Genomic DNA, 25,372 nt, shown 5'->3' with positions numbered 1-25,372 from the left:
GCCAGGCATTGCTGTGCTGGGCGGTGCGGACGAGCCGTTGGCCGGTCACCGCGTCGGTACGGTCATGCGGTTCGACCCCTCCGCGCGCCCGGGCGCACCCTTGCGGGCCTTTTGGCAACCCGGTGCTGGCTTCTGACGACTGTCCAGGCCGATCAGTGATCCCGTACGCTGCCCGTCGTGCCGAGATCGACGCGTGGGTTGAAGTGGGTCGTGACCGTTGGCGTCGCTGTGGCCTTCACAGTGGTGTTGTGGTTGGTCGGAATTCCGGCGCCGTGGGCTGAGGCCCCGATCGGGCTGTTGATCGGCCGCATGACCTTCGAGTGGATCAATGCAGGGCGAGGCGGGAAGTAGCCCGCGGCTGCGGCGAGGCCGACCATCTCCACACCAGCGCCGCTGGTCATGGGCGGCGAGGACCAGGCCGCGCCCGGTCCGGTTGCCCACGGCGAGCAAGGCGTGCGGAGCGCCGTCTGGACTGATGCAACAGCCCTGGCACCCGCCCGCCTGCAGCGACGCCGCGTTCCCGCGGCCTTCGCCGACCAGGCGGATCAACGCCGCTATCGTCGCGGAACCGAACGCCGCCGTGCGGTCAGATCTGATTCTGCCGGACTCGTGACCGACCCGGCCGGCCCCGACACGCGCCGCAGCCGTCCAGGCAGCCATCCCCCACGAGTGCTCCCGGCAGGGAACCTTTCGTCACCCGGCGGGATGTCGACGGCGTACCACTGGGTGAAGGCGCCGGACGCCTCCCGGTGACTGCAGCCAGGAGAGGCATAGGGTGGCCGAAGGCCGCCGAGAGGAGCAGGAACTGATGGCGCGCAAGGTCGCATCCAACACCAAGGTCGAGCGTGAGGAACTGCTGGAATTCATCCGTCCACGTCACCGCATGGTCCTGATCACCCGGCGTTCCGACGGGACGCCGCAGGCGTCCCCCGTGACCGGCGGGGTAGACGACTCGGGCCGGATCGTCATCTCCAGCTACCCCGAGCGCGCCAAGACCCGCAACGCCCGTCTGCGCCCCGAGGTCAGCGTCCTGGTGCTCTCCGACGACTGGGACGGCGCATGGGTGCAGGTCGACGGCCACGCCGACGTACTCGAAGCAGCCGACGGGCCGTCCGCGCTCGACGCCTTCGTCGAGTACTTCCGCAACATCTCCGGCGAGCACCCCGACTGGGCGCAGTACCGCGAAGCCATGGTCACTCAAGGCAAGGCACTCGTGCGCGTCACACCCGACCGCTGGGGCCCGATCGCCACCGGCGGGTTCCCCGCCCGACTCGCCTGACCCGGCCACGACGCGGTCACGGACCTCCGGGCCTGCCATCACGCTCACGGCCTCGCGCCCGATCGACCGGAAGACCACTTCTTCTGGCTCGCCGGCGACCCGGAACCCCTGGAATGGCCCATCGTCGTCCGGTTCCGCGGGATCCAAGACGCTCACCCACCGGTCCCGCCCTCGCTGTGGGAGCGCGTGACTCGGCCGGGTCGGACCGGAGCCACGTCGTGAACCGAACCGCGAGTGTCGCACGGGGCGGGTCGGCCAGGCGGCGGCGGAGGATCAGGCGGTCCTGGCGAGCGCCCGTGCGGGCTGCGTCTGCTCGTAGGCGTGGCCGACGCGCAGGAGCGTGGGTTCGCCGAGGGGCCGACCGAGCAGCTGCATCCCGATGGGCAGACCCGCCGTGTCGTGGCCGACCGGGACGGTCAAGGCGGGCAGTCCGGTGATGTTGGCGGGGGCGCACAGGCGCACGTAGGCGTCGGAGACGCTCTCGACCGTGCCGTCGGGCCAGGTGACCGTCTCCTGTCCGACCACGGCCGCGGGCATCGGGACGCTCGGGGCGGCGATCACGTCGACCTCCTCCAGCATCCGCGCCCACTCGGCTCGCATGAGCGTGCGGGAGCGCTGGGCGCGCAGGTAGTCGCCGGCGCTCATCAACTCGCTCGCCTCCAGCAGGATGCGGACGTCCTCCTGGTACAGCTCGGGGACCGTGCGCAGGCTGCCTTCGTGGTAGGCGCCGGCCTCCGGCACCATCAGGCCCCACTGGGTGGCCTGGATGTAGCGGGTCATCGGGATGTCGACGTCGACGAGCCGGGCGCCCAGGGATTCCAGCTGCGCGACGGCGTGCCGCACGGCGGCCTCCACCTGCGGGTGAACGTGGTCGAAGTAGTAGCTGCGCGGGACGCCGACGCGCAGCCCCGAAAGGTCGGTCGCGGCGCCGGGCCGGTAGTCGACGGCGGGCACCGGCAGCGACGCGGGGTCGCGGGGATCGTGTCCGGCCAGTGCGGTCAGCACCAGGCCCGCGTCCTCGACCTTGCGGGTGATGGGGCCGACGTGGTCCAGTGACCAGGACAGGGAGGTGACGCCGTGACGGGGGACGAGGCCGTAGGTCGGTTTGAGGCCGACGACCCCGTTGAGTGCGGCGGGCACCCGGATCGATCCACCGGTGTCGGTGCCCAGGGCGAAGGTCGCGGTGCCCGACGCGACGGCGACCGCGGAGCCGCCGCTGGAGCCGCCGGCGACCCGGCCGGCGTCGACGGCGTTGCGGGTCTGCGGAGTGGTCAGACCGAAGGCGAATTCGTGGGTGTGGGTCTTGCCGAGCAGGACCGCGCCGGCCGCGGTCAGTCGCGCGGCGACCGTGCTGTCCGCTGCCGCGCGATGGCCGGCGCGGACCCGGGAGCTGGCCGTGGTGGCCATCCGGCCGACGTCGATCAGGTCCTTGAGCGCCATCGGGATGCCGTGCAGCGGTCCCCGGTAGCGGCCGTGCGCCACGTCGTGTTCGGCCTCGCCCGCCGCCCGGCGGGCCTGCTCGGCAACGACCGTGACGTAGGCGCCGAGGTGAGGCTCCGCCTCCTCGATGCGCTGGAGGACGGAGTCGACCAGTTCGACGGGCGACAGTCGCCGGGTGCGTATCGCGTCCGCGGCGGCGGCGAGGGACATCTCACAGGGCCGCATCGTGCGTCTCCTTCTCCTCTACGGCACGGTAGGCGGCGGCGGGCGGGACGCCTGCGAAGTCGAGCTCGCGCAGGACGGCGACGACGCCGTGGATGTGGTCGGCGACCGCGGCGACCGCGGCATGGCGTTCGGTGGGCAGCACGAGTCCGGCGCGGGCGGCCAGGCGGGCGGCCAGCGGTGGTGTGAGTCCGAAGGCGGACACGGGTGTTCTCCCTGTCAGGCGGGCGGGTGCGTCGCAGGTGTGGTCAGACGGCGGTGGCCGGGAGGGTGGTGGCCGGGAGGGCGACGCCCGGCTCGGCCAGCAGCCGGTAACGGCCGTCCTCGCGCAGGACGGTGCCGGCCGTGGGCCGCGGGAAGTGGGTGCCCAGCAGCAGCGCGCCGGTGTCCGCCACCGTGTCGAGCAGCCGGGCGCGGGTGCGGACGGCCTGGGCCGGGTCGATGTCGACGCAGCTGTGCACGTGCGGGTGGGACAGCTGCACCGGGTGGTGGATACTGTCGCCGGTGATCAGCGCCCGGCGGCCGCTGCCGCGCAGTTCCACGGCGACCTGCCCCGGCGTGTGGCCCGGGGCCGGGACCAGGACGACGCCCGGCGCCACTTCGTGACCGTGCTCGGGCACGTCCACCAGGTCGTACTGTCCGGCGTCGCGGACGGGGTGGACGGAGTCGCGGAACATCTGGGCACGGGCCTCGTCCAGCTCGGTGGCGGCCCAGTGGTCCCACTCGGTGCGGCTGGTGAGGTAGCGGGCTCCTGGGAAGGTGGGGACCCAGTCCTCGCCGACCAGGCGGGTGTTCCAGCCGACGTGGTCGGTGTGCAGGTGCGTGGTGATCACCAGGTCCACGGACTCGGGCGGGAATCCGGCCGCGGCCAGGCGCGCCGGGACGTCGGTGTCGAGACCGTTCCAGGCCGGGTTGGCGCGTGGCTTGTCGTTGCCGATGCCGGTGTCCACGACGATCCGCAGCCCGCCCGCCTCCACCGCGAAGCTGTGGCTCGCCAGGCGCGGGACCTCGGCGTCGGCGAAGTCGGGTCGCAGCCAACGCGCCTCGTCCAGGACCTCCTTGGTGGCGTGCGGCAGCAGCCACGGTCCGGTCTGGCGCGGCAGTTCGACCTCGTCGACGCGGCGTACGGTGATGTCGCCGAGGGTCCATCCCTCGCTGGTCGGGAAAGCGGCCTGACGGGGCGTGGCGGAGTTGCTCATCGGTGGGTCCTTTCGGATGGGCGCACCGGCGCGGAAGCACCGGTACAGGAGGGAGCCTGTACGGAAGAGGCGGCAGGGCCGGTAAGGGAGAGGCGGCAGGGCCGGTACGGGAGAGGCGGGAGAGGCGGGAACCGGTCAGCCGGTGGTGGGTCGGCGCACGGCGCGGGCGAGCCCGATCACGGTCAGCGCGACGACCGTCACGGTGTACAGCACGACGGCGGTCTGCAGGCCGTACAGGTTCGTCAGCAGGCCCGCCAGGACGGCGGGGACGCTCATGGCCAGGTAGCTGAGGACGTAGTAGGCGGCGAGCGTGCCCGCGCGTTCGTCCGGGGCGGCCGGGGGCAGCAGCAGGCGCAGGGCTCCCTGGGTGGAGGCGCCGAAGCCGGTGCCGGCCAGGGCGGTGCCCGCGAACAGCGCGAGCAGGCTGTGCAACTGGGCCCCGCTCAGGGTCAGCAGGGCCCCTGGGACCAGGAGCGCCGTTCCGACCGAGCTCGCGGTGCGGGCGGGCAGTGGCCGTGCGGCGTGGACCGCGAGGCCGGCCGCCGCTGTCAGGGTGAAGAAGACCAGGCCGCCGGTGGCGCGGGACGTGTGCGGGGCGATGAGCCGGGCGAGCGACGGACCGAGGGAGGAGTAGAAGCCACCCAGCGCCCAGGCGGCGACAACGCCCGGGGCGAGCAGCCGCATGGCAGGGCGGGAAGCCGGCGCGACAGCGATGCCGGGACGCAGGGAGCGCCACGCGCCGGGGTGGGGATGCGCCGTCTCGCTGGCGAGGAGCACCGCGGCCGCCTGCGCGGTGAACAGTACGAGCAGCAGGAGGTAGACGGTGCGGGTGGGTGCCGGCGCGTACTGCACCAGGGCGGTGGCGGCCAGCACGCCGGTCGCCATGCCGGCGACGGGGGCGACACCGTTGGCGAGCGTCGCCCGTCCCGGGCGGTCGGGGTTCTCGAAGTCGAGCAGGGCGGCCCCGGCGGCGCCGGTGGCCACCCCGGCGGCCACGCCCTGCAGGATCCGCGCGGCGATCAGCGCCGTCACGCCCTGGGCGGCGGCGAAGACCGCCATCGCGGCGGCCTCCGCGAGCAGCGAACCGGCCAGGACCGGACGCCGGCCCAGGTGCTCCGAGAGGGAGCCCGCGGTCAGCAGCGCGCCGAGCAGGGCCAGCGCGTAGGCGCTGAACACGACCGTGACCGTCATCGCCGAGAAGTGCCATGCGCTCTGGTAGAGGGCGTACAGCGGGGTCGGCGCGCTCGAGGCGGCCAACAGACCGACCAGGACGGAGACATGGAGCGGGAAAGCACTGCGGCGGGCCAGCCGGGGCAGGCGACGGGAAAGGGACGGCGGGGCCACGACGCTGAGCACGGAGCACCTCTCACACCTAAAAGCAAACTCTTTGCGTTAGAGGAGAGACTAGGCCCCACGGCACTCAAAACGCAAACGATTAGCTTTTAGGTGTGAGAGGGGGCCGAACCCCGGCCGAGCGCAGCCGCCACGAGACCGTCGGTATAGGCCGCCGACAGATCCGAAGGGCGGAACAGGATGCGGTACATCAGCGGGGCCACGACGACGTCCAGCAGGGTCTCCACATCAGGCACGGCCTCCCCCCGCCCGGCCGCACGCACCCCGATGGCCTTCAACTGCTCGGCGGCGTAATCGGAGCAGCGAACCGCATTGCCCTGCTCGGGGTCGCCCAGCAGGGCGTCGCGGACGTACGTGCGGCCCGCCGCCGAGGACATCTCCTCCGCGAACTGCACCGCCCACGCCTCCAGATCCGCCCGCAGCCCGCCGTGATCGGCCGGCGCACCGTCGGGACGCAACCGCTCGACGGCCACGTCGGACAGCAACTCCCGCAGGTCCCCCCAACGGCGGTAGACGGTGGACGGCGTCACCCCCGCACGGGCCGCGATCAACGGCACCGTCAGCGCATCCCGCCCCACCTCCGCCTCCAGATCACGCACCGCCTGGTGAACGGACTCCTGCACACGCGCACTACGCCCGCCGGGCCGCGTGGTCGCTCGAGCACTCATACACCCAGCCTAATGCGAAAAAGTTGCATCGAGCCCGACCACAACCCCGGCCAACGTGGCCGGTGTCCACAAGGAGCACCACGCCACCCGGCTCCGGCGCCGGACTTCCTGACCGCGACCCGCGACGGATTCCCTGGCGGGACCCCGTCCGGCAGGACCTCGCCGCCGGTTCCGGCACCAGTCGTCACGGCCGCAACCGGCCGACGCGCGCAGACGATCCGGACACCGTCGTGCCCGCAGGGGCCCGGCCCGACTCAGGCGCGCAGCCTGGCGGCGGCCAGGGCGTCCTTGACCTGTTGCGCGACACGGGCCGCGTCCTCGGGGCTGTTCACCACATCCGTGTGGTTCATGTCCACGACCAGGACCTCGCTGGCCGAGTAGTGCTTGTGCACCCAGTCGTCGTAGCCCGACCACAGGGTCCGGTAGTACTCGACCAGGCTCTCGTCCTGTTCGAACTCACGGCCCCGAAGTCCGATGCGGTGCAGTACCGTCTCGAAGTCCGCCTTGAGATAGACCATGAGATCAGGAGCCTTGCGGTACGGCAGGCCCTCGATCTCGCGCATCATCTCCTCGAGCAGCCCCTCGTAGACGCGCATCTCGAGGGAGCTGATCCGACCCAGCTCGTGGTTGACCTTGGCGAAGTACCAGTCCTCGTAGATGGAGCGGTCGAGGACGTTGTCGTCCTTCTGGTAGGCCTCCTTGATCGAGGCGAACCGCGTCCGCAGGAAGTGGAGTTGCAGCAAGAAGGGATAGCGCTTGGCCTGGATCTCCTCGGGGCTCGCCTTGTAGAACAGCGGGAGGATCGGATTGTCCTCCACGCTCTCGTAGAAGACTTCGCTGCCCAGCGCCTTGGCGAGGACCTCGGCAACGCTCGTCTTGCCGATCCCGATCATGCCTCCGACGCAGATCACCGTCATACCTCGCTTCTCCCTGAGGGCGTGTTGGTCCACGGACGCGTGGGCTGAACAGAATCCGCCGCGACGCATGCCGACAGCCGACGGAGTCCCGGGCTCCACTCAGGATCACCGTGACCTGGGACCGAGCCCGTCGAGCGAGCACTCTGCGTCAACGCGTACCGCGCCGCACGACCACCCCACGGCCATCGGGAAGCATAGATGACGACGCGCCTCAGGTCGGCGACGGGCCCTGCGACGGGCGGAGGCGCCCGGGAGCCGGTCATGGAGCCGGGGCCGTGGTCGGGGCGTCGGCGGGGATCGTCACCGTCTGGCGCCCGAGACCTCATGACCGAGGTGGATGGCGAGCGGTCGCGGTGGCCATGGTCCTCCCAGCACCTGGGTCGCTACGGGCGAACCGTTGAGCGTACGGTGGCGTGGTTGGCCGGAGGCCAGAGACCTACCGTCGCCACGAGCGCAGGGCTGAGCACGTCCGCGCACCTTCGCCGGCATCGCCGCAGCCCTCATCTGCTACCTGCGACGCTCCACGTCGGATGGCCGCTGAAGTCCTACGGGACAACCGTGCCCTGCACGAAACGGCGAAGGTGCTCGCGCACGGCGTCGGGCTGCTCCAGCCAGGGCTCGTGTCCTGCGTTGTCGATCCGCCTCAGCGGCGCCCCCAGGCGGAGCGCAAGCGATACCAGTGCCGACAGGGGGCGGGGGTCGCAGGCTCCGCCGAGGAGCTCCACTTGAGCCGGTAGGCATGCGCGGAGCTCGTCCAGGTGTTCATCGAGTGGGTCCGCATGCCTTTCCTTGCCGAGTTCGCTGTTCATGGCCCAGTTGACGGGGCGGCGCTGCCGAGCGCCCTGCTCGGCCCAGTGCCAGCCCCGCTCGGGCTCGGCGTGGTCGGTGAACCACGACAGCGTGAGCAGCTCGACTTCTTCATCCTGGGTGCGTTCCGGCATCTGCTCCAGGACGCGGAGGCGCTCCCGTTGGGCTGCGGACATGCGGCGGTGGCGTTCCGCCTGGTCCTGCGTGCGCCAGCCACCGACGAACGGTCCGCACATCAGCAGCATGGCGGCTACCCGATCGGAGTGGGCCAGGCAGAACCGGCTGGCCAGATCAGCGCCGTACGAGTGCCCGATCAGCACGGCCTTGGCGGCGCCCCAGTGGTCGAGCAGCTCGGCCAGATCGTCCACATGCCGGGAGAAGGTATGGCGGCCCTGCCATGGGGATCCACGTGTCCCCCGCTGGTCGTAGCGGTACACGGGTGCGAGATCCGCGATCATGGGGGCGACGTCGCCCAGGTAGTCCGGCAGACCCGGGCCGCCATGGAGCATGACCACGGGTGGTCTCCGAGCCGTGTCACCCAGCACGGCCCAGCGAATCCGCGCCCCGTCCGTCATCGGCGCGAGGCCGTGCATCTTCATCAAGGTCACCGCAGAGAACCTACCGGCGCTCCGAGAATCCGGCTGAGACTTCGTTGACCTGACTCATGGGTGCGCGGCTGCGCATGACTGCGTTTCAGCGCAGAACCTCGACGAGGAGCGCCCCGACTGGGCGCAGTACCGCGAAGCCACGGTCAGTCAAGGCAAGGCACGCGTGCGCGTCACACCCGACCGCTGGGCCCCGGTCGCCATCGGCGGGTTCCCCGCCCGACTCGCCTGACCCGGCCACGACGCAGTCACGGACCTCCACACCTGCCATCACGCTCACGGCCTCGCGCCCGACCGACCGGACCTCGGGGCGGGACTGGGGATCGGGCAGTTCTTCGAGGCCCCTGGGATCCTCGCGGAGCTCGGCTGCAACACACCAGACCGAGCCTGAACCGGCACGGAAGCCCTTACGACCCCGCCAGAGCGGAGCGGGGCGCCGCGATCGCGGCGTACGTGCGTTGCCTCGTCCACGGCGTCTTCCCCGGCACCCTTGCGGAGGCGCTTTCGACGGCCGTCGGGACGCTCGTCCGCGGCCTGGCGTTCCTGCACCGGGGCGGCACACCCGCCGCCTCGACGCCGGACATCGTCGCGGCCCCGGTGCGTGGCGCGGTCCACGCGATACCCGGCGCTTCCTCGCCACAGCGGCTCCCACGGCGCAAAGCCCCTGCGGGCACGGGCCTGACAGCGCGGGCGGGCCGACTGCAGCAGGCGGAGCCTCAACGTACCTGGATCAACCCTCGCGAACCCGATGTCCTCCAATCCCGTCCAGACGCCTCCAGGGTGTCCAGGGCTCGCGGTTCCAATCCCACGATCACGTCCGACTTCAGCGTCCGCAGCGCCGCGACCCGGCCCGGGAAGTAGCGCGTCACCTCGCTGAAAGACGTCGTCGGGTCCCACCAGCGGTCGCCGACCAGGCGACGGTAGTTGAGGTCGCCCTTCAGGATCGTCACCTTGGCCGCGGCGAGATCCTCCCGCAGCGCCTCCGGCATGGCGGTGAAGTCGAACGGTGCGCACCAGAACGCGTCGGTGCGCATCCGAAGCCGGCCGACCGCCGCAGCCTCGCGAAGCCGCTCCGCGACAGCACGCGCCGCGCCCTCACCGCTCCAGAGCCGCCGCAGGCAGTCCGCGACGTCCGCGAGCAGGGCGTCGGAGACGTAGTACGGCGCCGGCTTGACGTGCAGCACCACCTGGTCGGCCAAGCCGCGGGCGAGCAGGTGGTCGACAAGGACGAGGTCCGCGACCATCTCGCTGCCGGCGTTGTCCGCGACCAGGGCCACGTTGCCTCCCGGCTGGGAGCCGAGGAGCTCCCACAGGTGCTGGCTGTCGTCGGCCACCAAGCCGGAGGCCTCGATCTGCGCACCCGCGGTGATCTGAAGCGCCAGGTCGGCGCGGTTGCCCCACAGGCTCGACAGCAGCAGCGCCTGCCCGCGTTCGTCTTCGCCCGCGTCGGCGATGTCGTCGAGCGCGGCGATTTCCGCCGCGACCGTCCCACCGGCGAGTTCGGCCTGCTTGAACGGCGCAAACAGGTCGACGCCCCGCCACGGGCTGCTGGGCTCGAAGTATCCGACCGCTTCGAGGAGACGTCGGTAGAAGAACGACTCGGCCCACAGGAACGGCACCTCCGCCCACGGACGGCCGTAGAAGCCGCTCCCCCACTCGCGCCAGTCATGGGCGCCAAGGGCGTGGTCCGGAAGAGGCCGGATCACGCCGCCGAGGTTTTCCTTCACGAGCTCGGCCAGCGCCTCCAACTGCGCTGGGGCGAAGGGCCAGGCCCGGATGAGCCGGTCGATCAGCGCAGGGTGCCGCGTGCGGAACACATCCGCGGCGAACGGCGAAGCACTCGAAATGATCACCGGAGCCTGCTGGGTCATGAGTGGTTGTCCCTCTCGGAGCGGGTTCAGGCCGAGGGCCGAGGCGACCACGCCGACGCTGGCGCCGGGGCCGACGTCTTCACCCTAGTGATCACCAGCCTGAACACCGTTGAGGCCAGCCGGAACAACGGCCCGGCAGCGGAAGACCGCCCGCGAGCAGGCGGCGCACGCCTGACCTTCGCTCGAACGCAGACCCGATCAGCGACCAGCCGCGGGAGACCCCTGGGCGAACGCCTCGTGGCCCAACCCTTGCGCCAGCCTGAGCGCCCTCTCGGTCAGTTCAGCGCGTTGGCGGGAAGCTCGAGCGGGACGCCAACCTATGAGTTTGTTGTGAGTATGTCATTGACGCGCTGTCAGGGTCCTGCTTCTCTTTGACGAGAGCGAACACCATGCCGCGTGGTTGCAACTTCCCATCCTGCCAAGCATGTTGCAGGTACGCGCGGTGCTGCATGTCATGTCCATGGCATCCTGAGAGGAACCGGATCACCATGAGCAAGTCCCGACGCCGCACCACCGCGGCGGCGATAGCCGCGGCAGCGCTGATCGGCGGCCTCGCCGCCGCCCCCGCGGCCAAAGCCGTGCCGCCGCCGTCCCCCGACGCCCGGGCGCTGGCCGCCGCGAGCGCGCAGGCGCTCGTCGCCGGTCGCCCGGCGTTCCTCCAGGCGGGCGCCGACGACCAGTTCGTCCAGCACGCGGTCATCTCGTCCAGTGGCACGCAGTACGTGCCCTACGACCGCACCTACGCAGGCGTTCCGGTCGTCGGCGGCGACTTCGTCGTGGTCACCAACAGCGCAGGCCAGGTGCTGGCGCACTCGGTCGCCCAGCAGCACCCGATCGGCAGACTCTCGATCACCCCGACGCTGAGCAGCTCCAAGGCCGCGTCCGTCGCCTCCGCCCGCCTGAGGTCGGTGGCCAAGGTCGAGGGCACCCGGCTGGTGGTCTACGCACTGGGCGCCGGGCCCGCGGCGCTCGCGTGGGAGACCACGGTGGACGGCACCGGCCCGGACGGATACAGCAGGCTGAGCGTGGACGTCGACGCACACACCGGCGCAGTGCTGCACACCCAGGAACACGTGATGCACGGCAGCGCCACCGGCGCGTGGAACGGGCCGGAACCGCTGACCATCGGCACCACCGGCTCCGGTAGCAGCTACTCGATGAACTCCCCCGGCATCACCAACATGCCCTGCCAGGACGCCGCGACCAACACGACGTTCACCAAATCGACCGACAGCTGGGGCAACGGCGACGCCACCAGCAAGGAGACCGGCTGCGTGGACGCCCTGTACGGCGCGCAGGGCGAGTTCCGGATGCTGTCGCAGTGGCTGGGCCGCAACGGCATGGACGGCAACGGCGGGGCGTGGCCCATCCGGGTGGGTCTGCAGGACGTCAACGCCTACTACGACGGCACCGAGGTCGAGGTCGGGCACAACAGCGCAGGGCAGTGGATCGGCGCGATCGACGTCATCGCCCACGAGATGGGCCACGGCATCGACGACCACACCCCCGGCGGCATCTCCGGCAACGGCACCCAGGAGTGGATCGGCGACGTCTACGGCGCCTCGACCGAGGCCTTCCTGAACGAGCCGGCGCCGTACGCGGTCCCGGACTTCCTGGTCGGCAACCAGGTCAACCTGGAGGGCACCGGCCCGATCCGCAACATGTACAACCCCTCCCTGATCAACAGCGATCCGAACTGCTACTCCAGCAGCATCCCCGGCGACGAGGTCCACACCGCCGCCGGCCCCGGCAACCACTGGTTCTACCTGCTCTCCCAGGGCAGCAACCCCACCGGCGGGCCGACCAGCCCGACCTGCAACGGCTCCACCGTCAGCGGCATCGGCATCCAGAACGCCCTCAAGATCGTCTACAACGCGCAGCTGATGAAGAACTCCTCCAGCTCCTACCTGACCTACCGCACCTGGACGCTGCAGGCCGCCAAGAACCTCGACCCCTCCTGCGCCGAGTTCAACACGGTCAAGGCCGCCTGGAACGCGGTCAGCGTCCCCGCCCAGTCCGGCGACCCGACCTGCACCACCGGCACGAACGACTTCTCCCTCGCCGTCTCCCCGACGTCGGGCACGGTCACCCCCGGCGCCACCGTGAAGGCCACCGTGGCGACCACCCTCACCAGCGGATCCGCCCAGTCGGTAGCCCTGTCCGCCTCAGGCCTGCCCGCCGGCGCCACCGCGACCTTCAGCCCCGCGTCGGTGACGGCCGGTGGCACCTCCCAGCTGTCCGTCAGCACCGCCTCCTCGACGCCCACGGGAACGTTCAACGTCACCGTGACCGGCACCGGCAGTTCGGCGACCCACACCGCCTCCTTCTCACTGACGGTCAGCTCCACCGGCGGCGGTGGCGGCTGCACCGGCGGTCAGCTGCTCGGCAACCCCGGCTTCGAGACCGGCAGCGCCTCCCCCTGGACCGCGAGCTCCGGCGTCGTCGACAACTCCAGCGGTGAGCCCGCCCACTCCGGCTCCTGGAAGGCCTGGCTCGACGGCTACGGCACCACCCACACCGACACCCTGTCGCAGCAGGTCACCATCCCGGCGGGCTGCTCTGCGACCCTCACCTTCTACCTGCACGTCGACACGGCCGAGACCACCACGACGACGGCCTACGACAAGCTGACCGTCCAGGCCGAATCGACCACCCTGGCCACCTACTCCAACCTCAACAAGGCCACCGGCTACCAGCTGCGGAGCCTCGACCTGTCCGCCTACGCCGGCCAGACGGTGACCCTCAAGTTCACCGGCACCGAGGACTCCTCGCTGCAGACCTCCTTCGTCATCGACGACACGGCGCTGAACGCGAGCTGACCGGCTGAACCCAACAGGGCGGCACCCGCAGCGGGTGCCGCCCTGCCCGACGTCCTGCGCCGTCGTGGCAAGGCCGGTTTTGCGGGCGCGTGCCAGTCCCGCTGCTCGGCGCAGCCGCGAGAATGAGCGGCCTCGTGGGAGAATGCGGACATGCCGACCGCTGAGGAATGGGACCGCATCCGCAGGGACCTTCGCTTCGGCCAGCGCTTCCAGGGGAAGGTGACCCTTGTCCCGAACCCGGGCGCAATCGGCGTCTTCGTCGACATCGGCCTCCCCGTCGGCGGCTTCGTGGACTGCCGCCTCTTGCCGGAGACAGCCGACCGCTGGCCGACCGTGGGGACGATCACCGAGTTCGAGTTGTGGTGGGCGGACGAGCGCCAGCAGGTCCGCCTCAAGGCCGTTGATCCGCAGTTCGTGACCGACGACTTCGACGAGCATGTGGCGAGGTGGCGACCGGGCTGGCCCGACGAACGAGGCCAGGCCGTCCCATGAGGCGGGAGGGCTTCCCGAATCGGGTCATCTCCTGACGGCCGGCACGAAACTCGTTGGTAACCCAGCGCTGTCAGCGGCTTCGTGACCGCAGCGGGTGACCGCAGAGGAAGCGAGCGGGTCGGCAACGGTCGATCAGCGGGCTGCGGTATCCCGGCGGGACGATGGATCGGTCCTCATTCGCCCGCGAGGCCGACACCGCGAACCGGACCGCGGTGCGGTCGTTCGCCGTGCCGGTCCACCTCACCCGGACGACCGGCAGTCCGGGATCGGCGGCGGTCGTCGCCCAGCCCGCCGCGGCGCGGGCTGGGCGTGCCCGTACGCGGAGGAAGTCAGCCGACAACCAGGAACTCGTCTTTGTCGGCTACGAATTCGTCGTATTCCTCGCGGTGGCCTCCACCCGTGAGGGGGTCGAAGAAGTTCACCCTCGTGCCGCCGGTGCCGTCCGTCTCGTAGCCGAAGACCACAACCCAGTGGACCGAGTTTGCGACCATGATCAACTGGTCTTGGCCGATCGCGTTCTGCAGGTCCTGGAACGGCATGCTGGTGCGCCTTGCCACGGGACGTCCGAGTGGGGTGAGAATCGGCTCCCCGGTGTTGCCGACCAACTCGTTCTCCGCCGCCCGGCCGTTCGCGCCCTGGAAGGTGCGGGCCTGGATGGTGGCAACGGGAGTGGACGGAGGGAGGGTGGAGGCGGTCTGCTGGAATGCCTCGCGGTAGATAGGAAAATAACTGGCCGCGCCGGGGGTGACGGCGAATTCGTGCGCACACTCCCGGGGGCTCCTCGGGTCGTTGAACGCCTGGTACACAGCCGATGCCGCCGTGGCGTAGCACAGCATCCTTTCCTGCCTCTGCATGAAGGCGTCCGACCAGCGGGCTGCACGCACCGGCGTCCAGGCAGACGCCGGGCCGGTGGCTACGGCGAGCACGGTCGGCACGGTCACGGCATCCCGGACGATGTAGTGCGGGTCGGCGAGGTTTTGGAGTCCGCAGTACCTGCAGTCACCACTGGCCGAAATGCACTCCATATGGGTGAACAGATGTGGCGCTTCGCTCCCGTTGGGACACCTCACGACAGCCAGCTTCCGCGTCTGGTTGAAGAGCATGGTGTCCGCGCAGGATTCGCAGGTCCCGGCGCTGGTACGGTTTGCGCTGTCGCAGTCCCAGCAACCCGTTGGTGGAATACAGCCCGCGTGGGTCAGCGTATGGGGCTCCTCGTTCCCGTTGGGACACGCCACGACAGCCAGTTCCGCCACTTGGCTGAAGAGCATGGCGTCACCGCAGAACGCGCAGTCCCCGGCGCCGGCCGCGGACGAGCTCGAAGCGGCCTCGTGCAGCGGCTCGGAGTTCGGCGAGCTCGAAGCGTCCTCCTGCTCCCCGTCGGAACCGTCGCTCGACGGGTCGTCGTCGGCGCTGAAATCGATCCGCGCCACCCCCTCGGCCATGGTGGCGGGCACACCGAGTCCGGTCGGGTTGATGACCGCGCTCCAGGTCAGGGATCGGCAGGCGCAGCGCTCGGGCTGATGGCCGTTCAGGTACTGGGCGCGACAGCGTGTGCACTCGACGTACTGGTGCAGATTCGTGCCGAAACGGCGCTCACAGCCCGTGCATCGCCCGGTCCATGCGGAGGACGCGGCCCTTGTAAGAACATTGTTCAGGACCCGAAGCGCATCGTCGATCGGTGCGCGGCGTTCCATGGACAGGAGGTCGAGATCGGGTCGCATTCGGGTGGTGATCCCGCTCACCTCGACCAGGGCCTGTTCCGCCGAAATCTGGTGCGCGTCGAATCGGCGCCGCACGTCGGCAAGCGCGTGGACGGCATCGCAGGCTCGCTCGTAGGCGAGGAATCCCCACATGAGGCGTCTTTCCCTTCTCGTGGCTGAGCGGTTTAGTTCTCGGCGGGGGTGTCGCCGGCCAGTAGTTCGGCGAAGGCCTGAAGCTCCGTGACCAACTGGTCGCGGACTTGGGTTTCCTGCTCCACGTGCTCAAGGCAGGCTTGTACCGCCGCTTCCGCGACCTGCTCCTGCTGGTCCGGTCCGCAGTCGGCAGCAGCCTCGTGAACCTTGGCCCACGCCACGTTCCACAGTTCGGTGCGCTCCTGCTCAGTGGTGCCGGACGCGGGTCCCTCCCCGGCTATCGCGCCCATGACCTTGTCGTACACCGACTGGGACGTGGTGAGCGGGTCGATGGGCCCATCCTGTGTCTCTGTCACCTCATCGGCGGCGAGTGCCCGTTCTCGGGCCTGCTCATCCGTCAGCCAGGTGGCGGTGCAGCCGCTGGTGCGTTGGCCTCGAGTGTTGGCCTCGGCGAACTCGAAAGCGCCACCAGGACCGGTTCGGTAGAACATCGCCCGGGCGCCGTCCCAGCCGTGGGCCCGGGTCGCCGGGTCCTCGCCGAGTTCGATCAGCTCCTGATGGCTGAGCCACGAACCGCTGCAGCCGGTCCCCTGCTGACCGCGGGTCTTGGCCTCGGCGAACTCGAAAGCGCCACCAGAACCCGTACGGTGGAACATGGCCCGGGCGCCGTCCCAGCCGTGGGCCCGGGTCGCCGGGTCCTCGCCGAGTTCGATCAGCTCCTGATGGCTGAGCCACGAACCGCTGCAGCCGGTCCCCTGCTGACCGCGGGTCTTGGCCTCGGCGAACTCGAAAGCCCCACCGGGGCCTGTGCGGTAGAACACCGCGCGGGCCTCGTCCCAGGCCGGCTGCCCACTCTCGGCACTGCCGTCTTCCTCCCATGCGAGGACCACCGGCAGGAACCAGTCGATGAAGACCCCAGGGTCCGCGTCCGGACCGGTCAGCTCCACGAACTGGCGCTCCCGGGCCGAGTCGTCCACGAACCGCTCGGTCAGGCGGTCGCGGTAGGCGTCGAACCGGTCGCTTCGGGCCGGCCAGTCCCGTTCACCCTCGAAGATCAGCTGGGCCAGCTTCTCCACGAGGATGTCGGCCCCCGTGTTCCCAGAGCGCACGGAACTGCCGTCGACGAGCCAATTCCCCAGGCGTTCCACATTCTCAGGCTCAACAGTCACACGGGACCCCTTGCTCGCTGCGAATTCGATGCCACGTTAGAAGCGTGCACGGGGCCGGTCTTGCGCGAATCAGCAGACTTCGGCGCAGCCTTCGGCGTGCATCCACCCCATCGCCGGAGAGAGAAGGAACTGCCAGAACGCAACGGCAGAGCAAAGGCCGAGAGCAGCGCGGCACGAGTCAGGCTGCGCTGGACGAGGGGTCGGCGGTGACGGGAGTCGTCGAAGTGGCTCCGCCGGGGCAGCGCCAAGTTCGGGGCGCCGCTTCCGTCGCGGGAGGCCGGATGTCGTCCGCTGTCCGGGCCGAACTGGTCGGGCTCTTCCGCCCCCCTTGCAACGAGCCGGCCGTCCTCAGCCTCGATCCTTCGTGACGGTCCGTCGGTTCGCCTGGAGGGCCGTTTCGGTCTTTCGGGCTGATGGCGGGCATGTCGGCGACCCGGCTGTCGCGTCGGGTGGGCGCCGGGTTCCACTGCTCCGGTCGTGCGAGGGCTCGTCGGTGCGGATTGGTCTCGCTGGTCAGCCGGGATTCGGGAGGGTCTGCAGCCGACCGAAGGCGGCGGTGATGATCTGGGTCCAGGGCCAACGACGGGCCAGGCAGAGCCAGCGACGACGGCCGGTCGTGACGAGCTGGCCGGCAGCGGAGAACAGCCGCAGCCGCAGGCGCTTGGGTTCCCACCTGCGGGTTTCGCCCGTGAGGGCGAGCATGGGCATCGAGGCGAGCAGGTCCAGGGCGAGCTGGACGATCTCCAGCCAGATCCGGTTCTGGGTGGGGGTTGTCTGGGGCACGATGCCGATCGGCGGAATTCTCGGTGGGCTGCTGGGCACGCTGATCGGGGTACGGCCCGCGCTGTGGGTGTCCTTCATCGGAATCTGAGCCGCTGGCTGGATCCTCTTCTTCTCCCCGCTGCGCCGCATGCGGGACTTCCCCAGGCCGAGCCGGCGTCCACCGCCATTGCCGCGTCCTGACGGCTCCTCGGTGGGCAACTCCGGCCGCCGGATGCGTACGGACATGTCACTTGTTCGGGGCTCCTGCCTGGCGGGACTGGGATAGTTTGCCTGCCATGAAACTTGGACCCGTCCCGTGGCCCCCTGCCCCCATCAAGACCGAGCGACTCGTGCTCCGCGAGTCCGAGGCCCGGGATCGAGCTGCCGTGATCGAGCTGTACGCCTCGCCGGAAGTGGGCACATACATCGGTGGCTCCCAACCGCGCGAGCAACTCGAACAGGCGGTGCCTGAGATACCTGGGCGGCGCCCGGGATTCTTCGTAGTCGAGCTCGACGGCACGATGATCGGCATGATCACGCTGGATCGGCGCGACCCGGACCGCCTCGGTCGCGTCCTGCCGGAGGGCGGGGAGGCCGAGCTGGGCTACCTGTTCCTGCCGGAGTCCTGGGGATTCGGGTACGCCGCCGAAGCGTCCGCGGCGGCACTCGCCTGGTTCGCCAAGACACTTCCCGGTGAGCCGGTCGTGCTCACCACGCAGACGGCGAACGAGGGATCCTTGCGCGTCGCGGCAAAGCTGGGGTTCACCGAGGTAGAGCGGTTCGAGCAGTACGGCGCCGAGCAGTGGTTCGGCGTATGGACTTCGACCACCCGGTAATCCTGGATCTTGCTGCAGTGTTGGACGAATTCGCGGCAGAGACAGAAGCTCTCAGCCACGAGCTCGCCCCGCTGCCCGAATCCGCGTGGGTCACCCGACCCGGTGCGATCCGTGGTCTACCAGCCGGACGAGCCATCAGCCCGGCCAGCGCGCGGCGCGTCAAGACTTCACCTGAAAGGTGAACCCCGCAGCTGGTCGCCCGAGCCCGCGTAGGAAGCAGAACAAGAAGTCAGGAGTGGCATCTCGCATCCTGATCCCCCATCAGCACCTCCCCTCGTGAAAGCGCGAGGCTCAGACCGTGTGGACCAGTCGGAAGCGCTGGGCCAGCACCAGGGTGTCGTCATCGACCACGAAGTCCGGGTCGCCCAGTTCCGCACGCATCTCGGCGCTGTGCCAGAACTCTTCGTGCGCGGTCCGCCATCCGGCCACGGAGTCGTACCCCTCGCCCTCGTCGAGGGCGTGCTGCAGGTCGACGTCGGCGAGTCGGACCGTGCGGACCTCGGTCAGCTCGATCACCGCGACCCGCCGCTCTCCTGAGTCGACCACGGCAAGCCGCTCGCCGACCCTCGGCAACGGCTCACCCTCCCTGTCGTATTCCAGCACCAGCCCGGAGGTGGAGGTCTTGGCGCCGGACAGAGCCGCGGCGACGAGCCGGTCCCGCAGCGGACCGGGGAAGCCGAACTCCATGAGGGAAAGTCCGTCGAGTTTCATGCCCGCAGGGTACTGAGACGGCAGGTCGCGCTGCTCGCGCATTTCCACGGCGCCTCGCGCCGGGGCTGCCCCGGACAAGACCGGGCGCCGACGACCCGGGCGTCGCCCGACGACACGGCTAGGGAAGCGGGACCGCGTCGGCGGGAAGGCCGTCCGCGATCACCGCCGCAGCCGCCGCTGCACCGTCCACCTCTTGCACCTTGCCGTCGGCGAACGTCACCTCGAAGCGGCCGTTGCCCAGCGGCCTGGTCCTCGGAAGGTCGACGCAAATGGGTGGCGCGGCCCGGCGGCTGAGGGTGAACCAGTACATGGCCTTCCCGGGAGACAGGACCCGGAGCTGCGGCTGTTCGAAGGCAGCCTCGACGAGGTCCCGCCACTCGGTGTCCCGGCGGCGCTCGGCGTGCCCGGCGGCGACCCGGCGCATCATCTCCCACCGTGCCGGTACGGCCTCGCCGCGCTCATGGGCCTCGGCCAGCTCCCATGTCCTCAGGAAAGCCCACTGCGAGGCGAGTTCGCGCACCTTCGACCCCTGGTGCCACGAGTGCATCGCGCCGGCCACCTCGGACAGGGCCTGCGAGCTGCCCGAGGCCATGTGCACGCCCTGGGCCCAGCAGTCGACGGAGAAGTTGCGCCCGTTACTGGCCATCAGGACAGTCGCCGAGCGGCCGTCGACTTCCACCTTCGCGGCCACGTAGCGCCAGCCCGGCGAGGACGTCAGCTCGACCGTGAGCCCAAGTCCCGAACGATCGATCACCAACTGGAGGGCGTTCTGCAGCGAGCCTGCCCTGACCACCTCGGGATAGAGGGTGGCGTACGCGTGCAAGGGATGCGCGGGATCGGTCGGCGGCACATCCGCAAGCGACCCGTGCTCGTGAAAGGGATTGGCGACTCTGGCCACACCTGGAAGCTGCTCGGACATACGGTCGACTCTGCCAGAACAGCCTGCCACCCGGCTGACTGACGAACAGGCGACGGCCGATCCGCCGTCATTGGCAAGATCGTGCTACGAGCTCTGGGCACCGGCAGCAAGGAGGCGTACGGATCGTCGTGCGCGTCTTCGTCGCTCGCGCCCGAGCAGCTGACACGCCCGGCGCGTGGTGGCGCAGAGGAAGCAACCGCGTACGAACCGGAGGTACACGTACCTCTGTTGCGGCCCCTCGGGGAGAGTTACGGTGGTGCCGTTTTACAGCCGTGTACATGACATCAACCTTGTTGCGGGCCTTGCCCGACAACGAAGGGGGGAGCAACATGTTCACTCTCACCCGCAGGGGCGCAGTACTCGCCGCAGCCGGCCTGTTGGCGGCCGGATTGTCGGCCGCCGCACCCGGGGGGACGGCGTTCGCCGCCGGTCACACCACCGCGACCCGCACCACGACGGCCGCAACCGGCGCGGACGCGCAGCGGCAGGCCGCCCTGGTGGCGGCCGTCAAGCGCCAGGCCGCGCTGCACCCCAACGCCAGCGGTCGTCACATCTGTTACGCCGCCCACGTGCAGAACATCGGCTGGCAGACGCCGGTGTGCGACGGGGCCATGGCCGGGACGACGGGGCAGTCGCTGCGCATGGAGGCGCTCGACATCGCCGTCTCGGGTGTCGGCGGTGTCTGCGCCGACGCCCACGTGCAGAACATCGGCTGGCAAGGCTGGGCCTGCGCCGGCGACAACGTCGACGTGTACGTGGGCACCACCGGGCAGTCCCTTCGGATGGAGGCGCTGCAGATCAACGTCGCCTCCGGCACGGTCTGCGCCGACGCCCACGTGCAGAACATCGGGTGGCAGGGCTGGGCCTGTGCGGCCGCCGGCTCTACCGCCGTCGTCGGCACGACCGGACAGTCGCTGCGGATGGAAGCCATCGAGCTGACCGTCTGACCGTCAGTCGGCCTCGCACCACCCCGCGCCAGGACGCCCTCCCCGAAGGAAGTCGGGGAGGGCGTTCGCGCAAGCGACGCACGGTTCGGACTCCCGTCCGCTGTCGCTAGAGGATGTCCGCAACACGAGTCGGCCTGCCAGCAGCGACTGTGGTCGGCACCTGCAAGACTGTGGTCCGTGCTGATCAAGGGGTACGACTACGGGCCGCTGGTCCCTGGTGAGCGGTTGCTTGAGTGCGCCGGATTCTGGTCGAACCACCTGTTGTCCATGTGTCGGTTCACCTCCCCGGGACCGCGGCCCGCGCCCGAGTGGTTCGGTGACGACTGTGCTGAGAAGCCGTTGCCTTTCCGAGCTTGAGGGATGCATTTCCGCTGCTCAGGCATAGGGTTGGTGATCCCGTGGCAGTGGTGACGTGCCATGTCGTCACTTGGTGGAGGTCGGGAATGCCGTCGGTCGTGGGGCTGCTGAAACAGCGTGAGCTCACCGCTCGCCGTCGTGTGGACAGGCTTCGGGAGGAGGCCGACCGCATTCACGCCGAGCTGGACACAGCCGAGCGGGAGTGGAGCGAGTGGATCATCACCCGCTCACGCGTCGGCGAGGTACTGGCCCCGGGCGACAGCGACGCTGCCTGCCCCGATGGGTCCGAGGACCTGCCAGATCGCGATGACCAGCCGGCGCCGGCCGGACTCTCCGAGGCGGCGAAGCCGAGATCGATGGTGCCGGTGTGGCGGGCCGGACTGGACTGGTCGACAGTGTCGGTGGACTACCAGCGCATCCTGCAGGCTCTCGCAGACCGCGGCCGTCTGGGTCAAGGTACGCTGACGTGCCAGGAGATGGCGGCGCGCCTCGGCCTGGACCTGGTGCCCGCGAAGGTGGAAGCGCTGCGGGCGAAGGCGAAGCGACTGACGGCGCGCGGCTGGTTGGTCGAGTCGGCGCCGGGCCGGTTCACGCTCGCAAAGGCCGTGGCCGGTCCGGGCAGTGGGTCATGAGCGTCGTCTGGGCGGTCCGCTGATCGGGCGGCTCGGCCCCGCAGGGTTTCTCCCTGGGGGTCGTAGCAGACGAGCCCGTGCTCGGTCGCCAGGGCAACGGCAAACTCGGACACTTCCTCGGCCCTGCTGTAGGACATGAGCAGATAGACGATCGGTCCCGAGGCCTCGTCCATGACGGGCGGTGAAGCCCAGTGTGATTGAGCGCTTCAGTTGGCGAGCGAGCGCTTGAGTTGGCGAGCGGCGTGCTGAGTGTCGATCTGCTCGGCGACTCGCTCCAGATCGGCATCCAGCGCGTGCTTGCGCATGCGCCAGTGGACTGAGGGCCCCCGGGCCGCGGCGGCCGACGGGGCAAGGAGCCAGGGGTGCTGGAGGAAGTGGGAATCAGTTCGGCTCTGCCGCAGACCAGGCGCGTATGATCGCCCACCGCGGCGTTAACACTTCCCACCACGCTCCCGGCCGCTGCCTCATCAGCTCGTCGGTCAACTCCCGCGAGAACTGAGACGGCCACGGATAGTCCGTAGCCACCTTCCCCACACATCGCATCCCGCGTGCCGCCGCCATCTCGCCCAACTCCCGCGCCAGGTCCTGCGTCAACCGCAACCGGGCGTCCAGCGTATGGTGGGCAGAGCGGCGAATCCAGCGATGGACGATCAGTACCGACGGATCGTTGTAGTCGGGATCTGGCGCGCCCAGCGGCCTGCGCAGCATGCCGATCCCCCTATGGTCCATGACTGATGCCAAGTCAGTATCCGCGCTCAGTCCTCCACCGGCCAGCCCCGGACCAGATCGACCCCACCGAGCCGTGGCCGCAAGGTATCCCTGCCGCCACCTGCATACATGCTGGTCAGCTCCCAAGCACTCGAATCCGTGACAGCAAGGAATCACCAGGCAGCCGCTCGGCTTGATGCCGAAGCCGATTCGGCGTACTCGGCGCCTGACACCGCGGACCATCTGCTGGGAAACCGGCGGCCTGCGGCCTGGCACCACGGCGGATCCGGCTCGCCGCTCAGCCGCGGCCGGCCTCAGTGCACCGATGCCGGTCCGTCGGCGGTTTTGTGGAGGCTCAACCTGACTCGTCCCCAGTCCGATGCGCTCTCCGCTGCCCTGGGAAGTGAGCCGCTGCCAGCCTCATAGGTGGTTCGCCGTCAGCTGGTCATGGCCAGGTTGTGCAGTCGGGCGATTCCGAGCATCGCCGTGTGGACGCCGTCGCCCTTCAGCCGGCAGTCGCGGAGGATCTTCCTGGTCGACTTCCTGAGGGGCGGGCTCTCCTACCAGCCGACCTGGGAGGGGCCGAGGTCGAGGCGGCAGGCCTCACGCCACGCGTCCCTGACCGCCCGGTTCTCCGGAGTGCTACCGGTGGACAGCCACAGCCCGGACTCGCCGGGCGCCTGGACCGTGCAGTCCTCGTCCCACACGCCGTTCAGGCAGAGCTGGAGGCCGCACATCTTGGCGCGCGGCAGGCCCCGCCACGCGCAGTCCCAGCTCACGTCCAGGGCGAGGGGGCCCAGGACCGCGACCATCTCATCCAGTTCCGCCTCGGTGCTGTCGTCCTCGTCGGTGCTGTCCGGACCGCCGAACGGACTGGTCATCCCGAGGCTCACGAGCAGCCCGCTCGGCAACGGCCACAGGTCGAGCAGTTCGGGCGCCAGACGCAGGTCGATCTTGAACCGATAGCTCGGCTCCTCACGCTCGAACACGGCACCTCGCCGGACGAGCTCGTCCAGGAAGGGCGGCACATCCCGATGGTCGATCCCCATGATCTGAGCGGCGGGGAACCCTGCGACCGCATGTTCGAACTGCTCACGCGTGACGATCGGCTTGGGCTTCACCCACGGAAGGCCATACCCCTCGGACAGAGAACCGAGGATCTCGCGTGCTCGCGCGACGGCCATCGCCGCGTCAGGGAACGGCTCAAGCACTCGATAGAGGGCGGAATTTCCCACGTGTGCTCCGTTCACAGGCGGCGGGAGGCACAGATCCTTCCTCCTTCGCTCACCCTAGCGAGTGCGAGCGGCTGCCTCCGAACACCCTCCGCACGACCGCACGGGCGATGACTAGTCATGCCGCGCAGGGAGATGAACTGTCCGCCAACGACGACCACGAGCTGTCCGCCCACCCGGACGGACGGACCACTGTCCGTGGACAGCAAGGGATCGCTGAGTGCACCCATCGTGGCACCGCGTCGGTCCAGAATGCTGCCGTGACCGACAAGACAGAAGACACGGAGATGACGCGCGCGTTCCTCGCGTGCACTGCGGAGGTGGCGCGGCTCCTACCGGTCGACGTCAACGTCGACGGGCCGGACACCCTGACCGCCAAGAGGAGGGCACGAGACCTGGCTCATGCGGTGAGACGCCCGCTTCTCGAGAGCCCGCGTCTGGCAGACGAGCTGTTCACGCCACTCATGGCCGCAGCCGTTCACGACCCGGACCCGAGCTTCTGCCGCTGGTTCGTCGAACCTGCTCTCTACAGCTTCGGCCGCCGCCGCGTGTTGGAAGCACTCGTCGAGTACCTGCGATCAGGCAGCGATCCCGAACGCGCGGGCGCAACACGAGCCTGGTACTGGGCGCACATGCCGCTTCGCGCAGAGCGCTCCGCTGCCTACGCCCCGGACGGGACTCGACCTGCCTCGCTGGATGCATCAGAGGAGGCAGTCGAGGCTTGGTTTGAGGTGTCGATGAAGGTCTACACCGAGACCACGGACGTGGGGGTCCGCTACCGCGTGTTGCGCATGCTGCCAGTGTCGCGTCAGGCCTACCCACCACGACTGCACAACCTCTTCGATACCACCCTCAGCGCTGCTCGGGCCGACCCTGACGAGTACAACCGTCGCTGGGCCAGGGCAGTGGACGGGGAGGGCTTCGGCCCGGACAGCCGGTGACCGGAGGTCAGCCGGACGCGGACCGCGCCGCCGTTCAAGGACCGCGACCCGCGGGTGCAGAACGAGGAGGGCGGCGCTCCGTGCCGGCCCGGGCGGAAGCTCAGCAGCCTTCGCCGGTGGGCTCGAAGGCGAGCTGGGTGCCGAGGCGCTGGCCCAGGGCTTGCTGGTAGACGTCGGGCGTGACCCGGTACCAGCGCTGGTCCTGGTCGGCGTGACCGTTGACGTTGTCGATCTCGACACACCAGTGCTCGGCGGAGACGACCCTGCGGTAGGTCTCGGTCCCCTGCTGAACGCCTTCACATTCGGTAGTGCTCACCATGGTGTAGGTGGTGGTCTTGCGCTTGCCGAAGCCGGTGGTGTGCCTGACCCGCCTGACGACGGGGTGACACTCCCGCACCATGTGGGGCCTGCTGGCCAACACGGTCCTGGCCGGAAGGTGGCGGCTGGCGGCCAGTGCTCCAGAGACCTGGTCCGACGTCTGGTCCGATCCTCCGACAGATCCGTGGCCTGGTGCGCCCACCGGTGCGTAGACCGGCGTGGATTCCGGCGTGCTCTCCGGCCCGGCGCAGGCCGTGAGGACCGTGAACACGATCAGTCCGGCTACGACCGCGGTGGCCTCTCGTCTCTTACGGT

Annotated in this window: 23 protein-coding genes and 2 pseudogenes; 7 read left to right on the top strand and 18 right to left on the bottom strand. The window is 69.8% G+C overall.

All coding sequences use genetic code 11. From position 1 onward, the window contains the following. Nucleotides 1–152 precede the first annotated feature (152 nt). Nucleotides 153–401 carry a hypothetical protein gene (locus TR49_RS42830; protein WP_152627299.1) on the bottom strand — a complete coding sequence of 83 codons (249 nt, stop codon included), beginning with the start codon at nucleotides 399–401 and terminating at the stop codon, nucleotides 153–155. 407 nt (nucleotides 402–808) lie between these two features. Here TR49_RS42830 and TR49_RS16290 point away from each other — a divergent pair, with 407 nt between their 5' ends. Beyond that, nucleotides 809–1,279, top strand: coding sequence for a PPOX class F420-dependent oxidoreductase (locus TR49_RS16290; protein ID WP_042382398.1), 471 nt, complete (start codon nucleotides 809–811; stop codon nucleotides 1,277–1,279). 273 nt (nucleotides 1,280–1,552) lie between these two features. Here the strand turns inward: TR49_RS16290 and TR49_RS16285 are convergent, their stop codons facing one another. From TR49_RS16285 to TR49_RS16250, 8 genes are all read right to left on the bottom strand, one after another. After that, complete coding sequence (locus TR49_RS16285; protein WP_042382323.1) at nucleotides 1,553–2,944, bottom strand: amidase; 1,392 nt, start codon at nucleotides 2,942–2,944, stop codon at nucleotides 1,553–1,555. Next, entirely contained in the window at nucleotides 2,931–3,146 is a 216-nt protein-coding gene (locus tag TR49_RS16280) for a hypothetical protein (RefSeq protein ID WP_042382321.1), read from the bottom strand. Before TR49_RS16280 ends, TR49_RS16285 begins: the two co-directional genes overlap by 14 nt. 43 nt (nucleotides 3,147–3,189) lie before the next feature. After that, nucleotides 3,190–4,140 (bottom strand): MBL fold metallo-hydrolase, encoded by a 951-nt coding sequence (locus TR49_RS16275; protein ID WP_042382317.1) that lies wholly within the window; start codon nucleotides 4,138–4,140, stop codon nucleotides 3,190–3,192. Between the two features lie 135 nt (nucleotides 4,141–4,275). Beyond that, nucleotides 4,276–5,496, bottom strand: a complete 1,221-nt coding sequence (locus TR49_RS16270; protein ID WP_042382315.1) for an MFS transporter — start codon at nucleotides 5,494–5,496, stop codon at nucleotides 4,276–4,278. Between the two features lie 86 nt (nucleotides 5,497–5,582). After that, nucleotides 5,583–6,161 (bottom strand): TetR/AcrR family transcriptional regulator, encoded by a 579-nt coding sequence (locus tag TR49_RS16265; RefSeq protein ID WP_084724944.1) that lies wholly within the window; start codon nucleotides 6,159–6,161, stop codon nucleotides 5,583–5,585. A 254-nt stretch (nucleotides 6,162–6,415) separates the two neighbouring features. Then, nucleotides 6,416–7,078 (bottom strand): deoxynucleoside kinase, encoded by a 663-nt coding sequence (locus TR49_RS16260; protein WP_042382311.1) that lies wholly within the window; start codon nucleotides 7,076–7,078, stop codon nucleotides 6,416–6,418. A gap of 545 nt (nucleotides 7,079–7,623) precedes the next feature. Then, complete coding sequence (locus TR49_RS16255) at nucleotides 7,624–8,484, bottom strand: alpha/beta fold hydrolase (RefSeq protein WP_236653393.1); 861 nt, start codon at nucleotides 8,482–8,484, stop codon at nucleotides 7,624–7,626. Nucleotides 8,485–9,206: 722 nt separating this feature from the next. Further along, nucleotides 9,207–10,361 carry a damage-control phosphatase ARMT1 family protein gene (locus tag TR49_RS16250; RefSeq protein WP_042382308.1) on the bottom strand — a complete coding sequence of 385 codons (1,155 nt, stop codon included), beginning with the start codon at nucleotides 10,359–10,361 and terminating at the stop codon, nucleotides 9,207–9,209. A 488-nt stretch (nucleotides 10,362–10,849) separates the two neighbouring features. Between TR49_RS16250 and TR49_RS16245 the strand changes: the two genes are divergently transcribed. Next, the gene (locus tag TR49_RS16245) at nucleotides 10,850–13,180 is read left to right on the top strand and encodes a M4 family metallopeptidase (protein ID WP_052434351.1); all 2,331 of its coding nucleotides are present in this window, start codon (nucleotides 10,850–10,852) and stop codon (nucleotides 13,178–13,180) included. A gap of 150 nt (nucleotides 13,181–13,330) precedes the next feature. Then, entirely contained in the window at nucleotides 13,331–13,672 is a 342-nt protein-coding gene (locus tag TR49_RS16240) for a hypothetical protein (protein ID WP_052434350.1), read from the top strand. Between the two features lie 329 nt (nucleotides 13,673–14,001). On the opposite strand, the gene TR49_RS16235 is transcribed toward TR49_RS16240, so the two are convergent. From TR49_RS16235 to TR49_RS16225, 3 genes and pseudogenes are all read right to left on the bottom strand, one after another. Continuing rightward, nucleotides 14,002–15,525: a hypothetical protein gene (locus tag TR49_RS16235; RefSeq protein WP_042382305.1), complete on the bottom strand. Its 1,524-nt coding sequence runs from the start codon at nucleotides 15,523–15,525 to the stop codon at nucleotides 14,002–14,004. A 32-nt stretch (nucleotides 15,526–15,557) separates the two neighbouring features. Next, a complete protein-coding gene (locus TR49_RS16230) occupies nucleotides 15,558–16,634 on the bottom strand; it encodes a hypothetical protein (RefSeq protein ID WP_042382303.1) in 1,077 nt (358 codons plus the stop codon). A 573-nt stretch (nucleotides 16,635–17,207) separates the two neighbouring features. Then, a pseudogene (locus TR49_RS16225) lies at nucleotides 17,208–17,465 on the bottom strand (transposase); the annotation flags it as partial. A 287-nt stretch (nucleotides 17,466–17,752) separates the two neighbouring features. Here TR49_RS16225 and TR49_RS16220 point away from each other — a divergent pair. After that, complete coding sequence (locus TR49_RS16220) at nucleotides 17,753–18,292, top strand: GNAT family N-acetyltransferase (RefSeq protein ID WP_042382298.1); 540 nt, start codon at nucleotides 17,753–17,755, stop codon at nucleotides 18,290–18,292. A gap of 291 nt (nucleotides 18,293–18,583) precedes the next feature. Here the strand turns inward: TR49_RS16220 and TR49_RS16215 are convergent, their stop codons facing one another. Both TR49_RS16215 and TR49_RS16210 read right to left on the bottom strand, forming a co-directional pair. Beyond that, complete coding sequence (locus TR49_RS16215; RefSeq protein WP_042382391.1) at nucleotides 18,584–19,003, bottom strand: ASCH domain-containing protein; 420 nt, start codon at nucleotides 19,001–19,003, stop codon at nucleotides 18,584–18,586. 118 nt (nucleotides 19,004–19,121) lie between these two features. Continuing rightward, nucleotides 19,122–19,922 (bottom strand): DUF6193 family natural product biosynthesis protein, encoded by an 801-nt coding sequence (locus TR49_RS16210; protein ID WP_152627298.1) that lies wholly within the window; start codon nucleotides 19,920–19,922, stop codon nucleotides 19,122–19,124. Between the two features lie 329 nt (nucleotides 19,923–20,251). Between TR49_RS16210 and TR49_RS16205 the strand changes: the two genes are divergently transcribed. Together TR49_RS16205 and TR49_RS16200 are read left to right on the top strand one after the other, a co-directional pair. Then, nucleotides 20,252–20,869, top strand: coding sequence for a hypothetical protein (locus TR49_RS16205; protein WP_052434349.1), 618 nt, complete (start codon nucleotides 20,252–20,254; stop codon nucleotides 20,867–20,869). Between the two features lie 443 nt (nucleotides 20,870–21,312). Beyond that, a complete protein-coding gene (locus TR49_RS16200; RefSeq protein WP_042382292.1) occupies nucleotides 21,313–21,858 on the top strand; it encodes a hypothetical protein in 546 nt (181 codons plus the stop codon). A gap of 381 nt (nucleotides 21,859–22,239) precedes the next feature. On the opposite strand, the gene TR49_RS16195 is transcribed toward TR49_RS16200, so the two are convergent. The 3 genes and pseudogenes from TR49_RS16195 to TR49_RS16190 form a co-directional block, all read right to left on the bottom strand. Continuing rightward, entirely contained in the window at nucleotides 22,240–22,566 is a 327-nt protein-coding gene (locus TR49_RS16195; RefSeq protein WP_152627297.1) for a hypothetical protein, read from the bottom strand. A gap of 437 nt (nucleotides 22,567–23,003) precedes the next feature. Next, nucleotides 23,004–23,111 (bottom strand): annotated as a pseudogene (locus tag TR49_RS42825) (IS5/IS1182 family transposase); the annotation flags it as partial. A 15-nt stretch (nucleotides 23,112–23,126) separates the two neighbouring features. Continuing rightward, nucleotides 23,127–23,687: a hypothetical protein gene (locus TR49_RS16190; protein WP_152627296.1), complete on the bottom strand. Its 561-nt coding sequence runs from the start codon at nucleotides 23,685–23,687 to the stop codon at nucleotides 23,127–23,129. A gap of 371 nt (nucleotides 23,688–24,058) precedes the next feature. Between TR49_RS16190 and TR49_RS16185 the strand changes: the two genes are divergently transcribed. Next, nucleotides 24,059–24,739 (top strand): hypothetical protein, encoded by a 681-nt coding sequence (locus TR49_RS16185; RefSeq protein ID WP_236653385.1) that lies wholly within the window; start codon nucleotides 24,059–24,061, stop codon nucleotides 24,737–24,739. A 100-nt stretch (nucleotides 24,740–24,839) separates the two neighbouring features. Here the strand turns inward: TR49_RS16185 and TR49_RS16180 are convergent, their stop codons facing one another. Then, a complete protein-coding gene (locus TR49_RS16180; RefSeq protein ID WP_052434348.1) occupies nucleotides 24,840–25,139 on the bottom strand; it encodes a hypothetical protein in 300 nt (99 codons plus the stop codon). Nucleotides 25,140–25,372 lie beyond the last annotated feature (233 nt).

Origin of the sequence: Streptacidiphilus melanogenes (assembly GCF_000787835.1) — a bacterium.
GTDB lineage: Bacteria > Actinomycetota > Actinomycetes > Streptomycetales > Streptomycetaceae > Streptacidiphilus > Streptacidiphilus melanogenes.
This window is presented reverse-complemented; position numbering and strand designations above follow the sequence as displayed.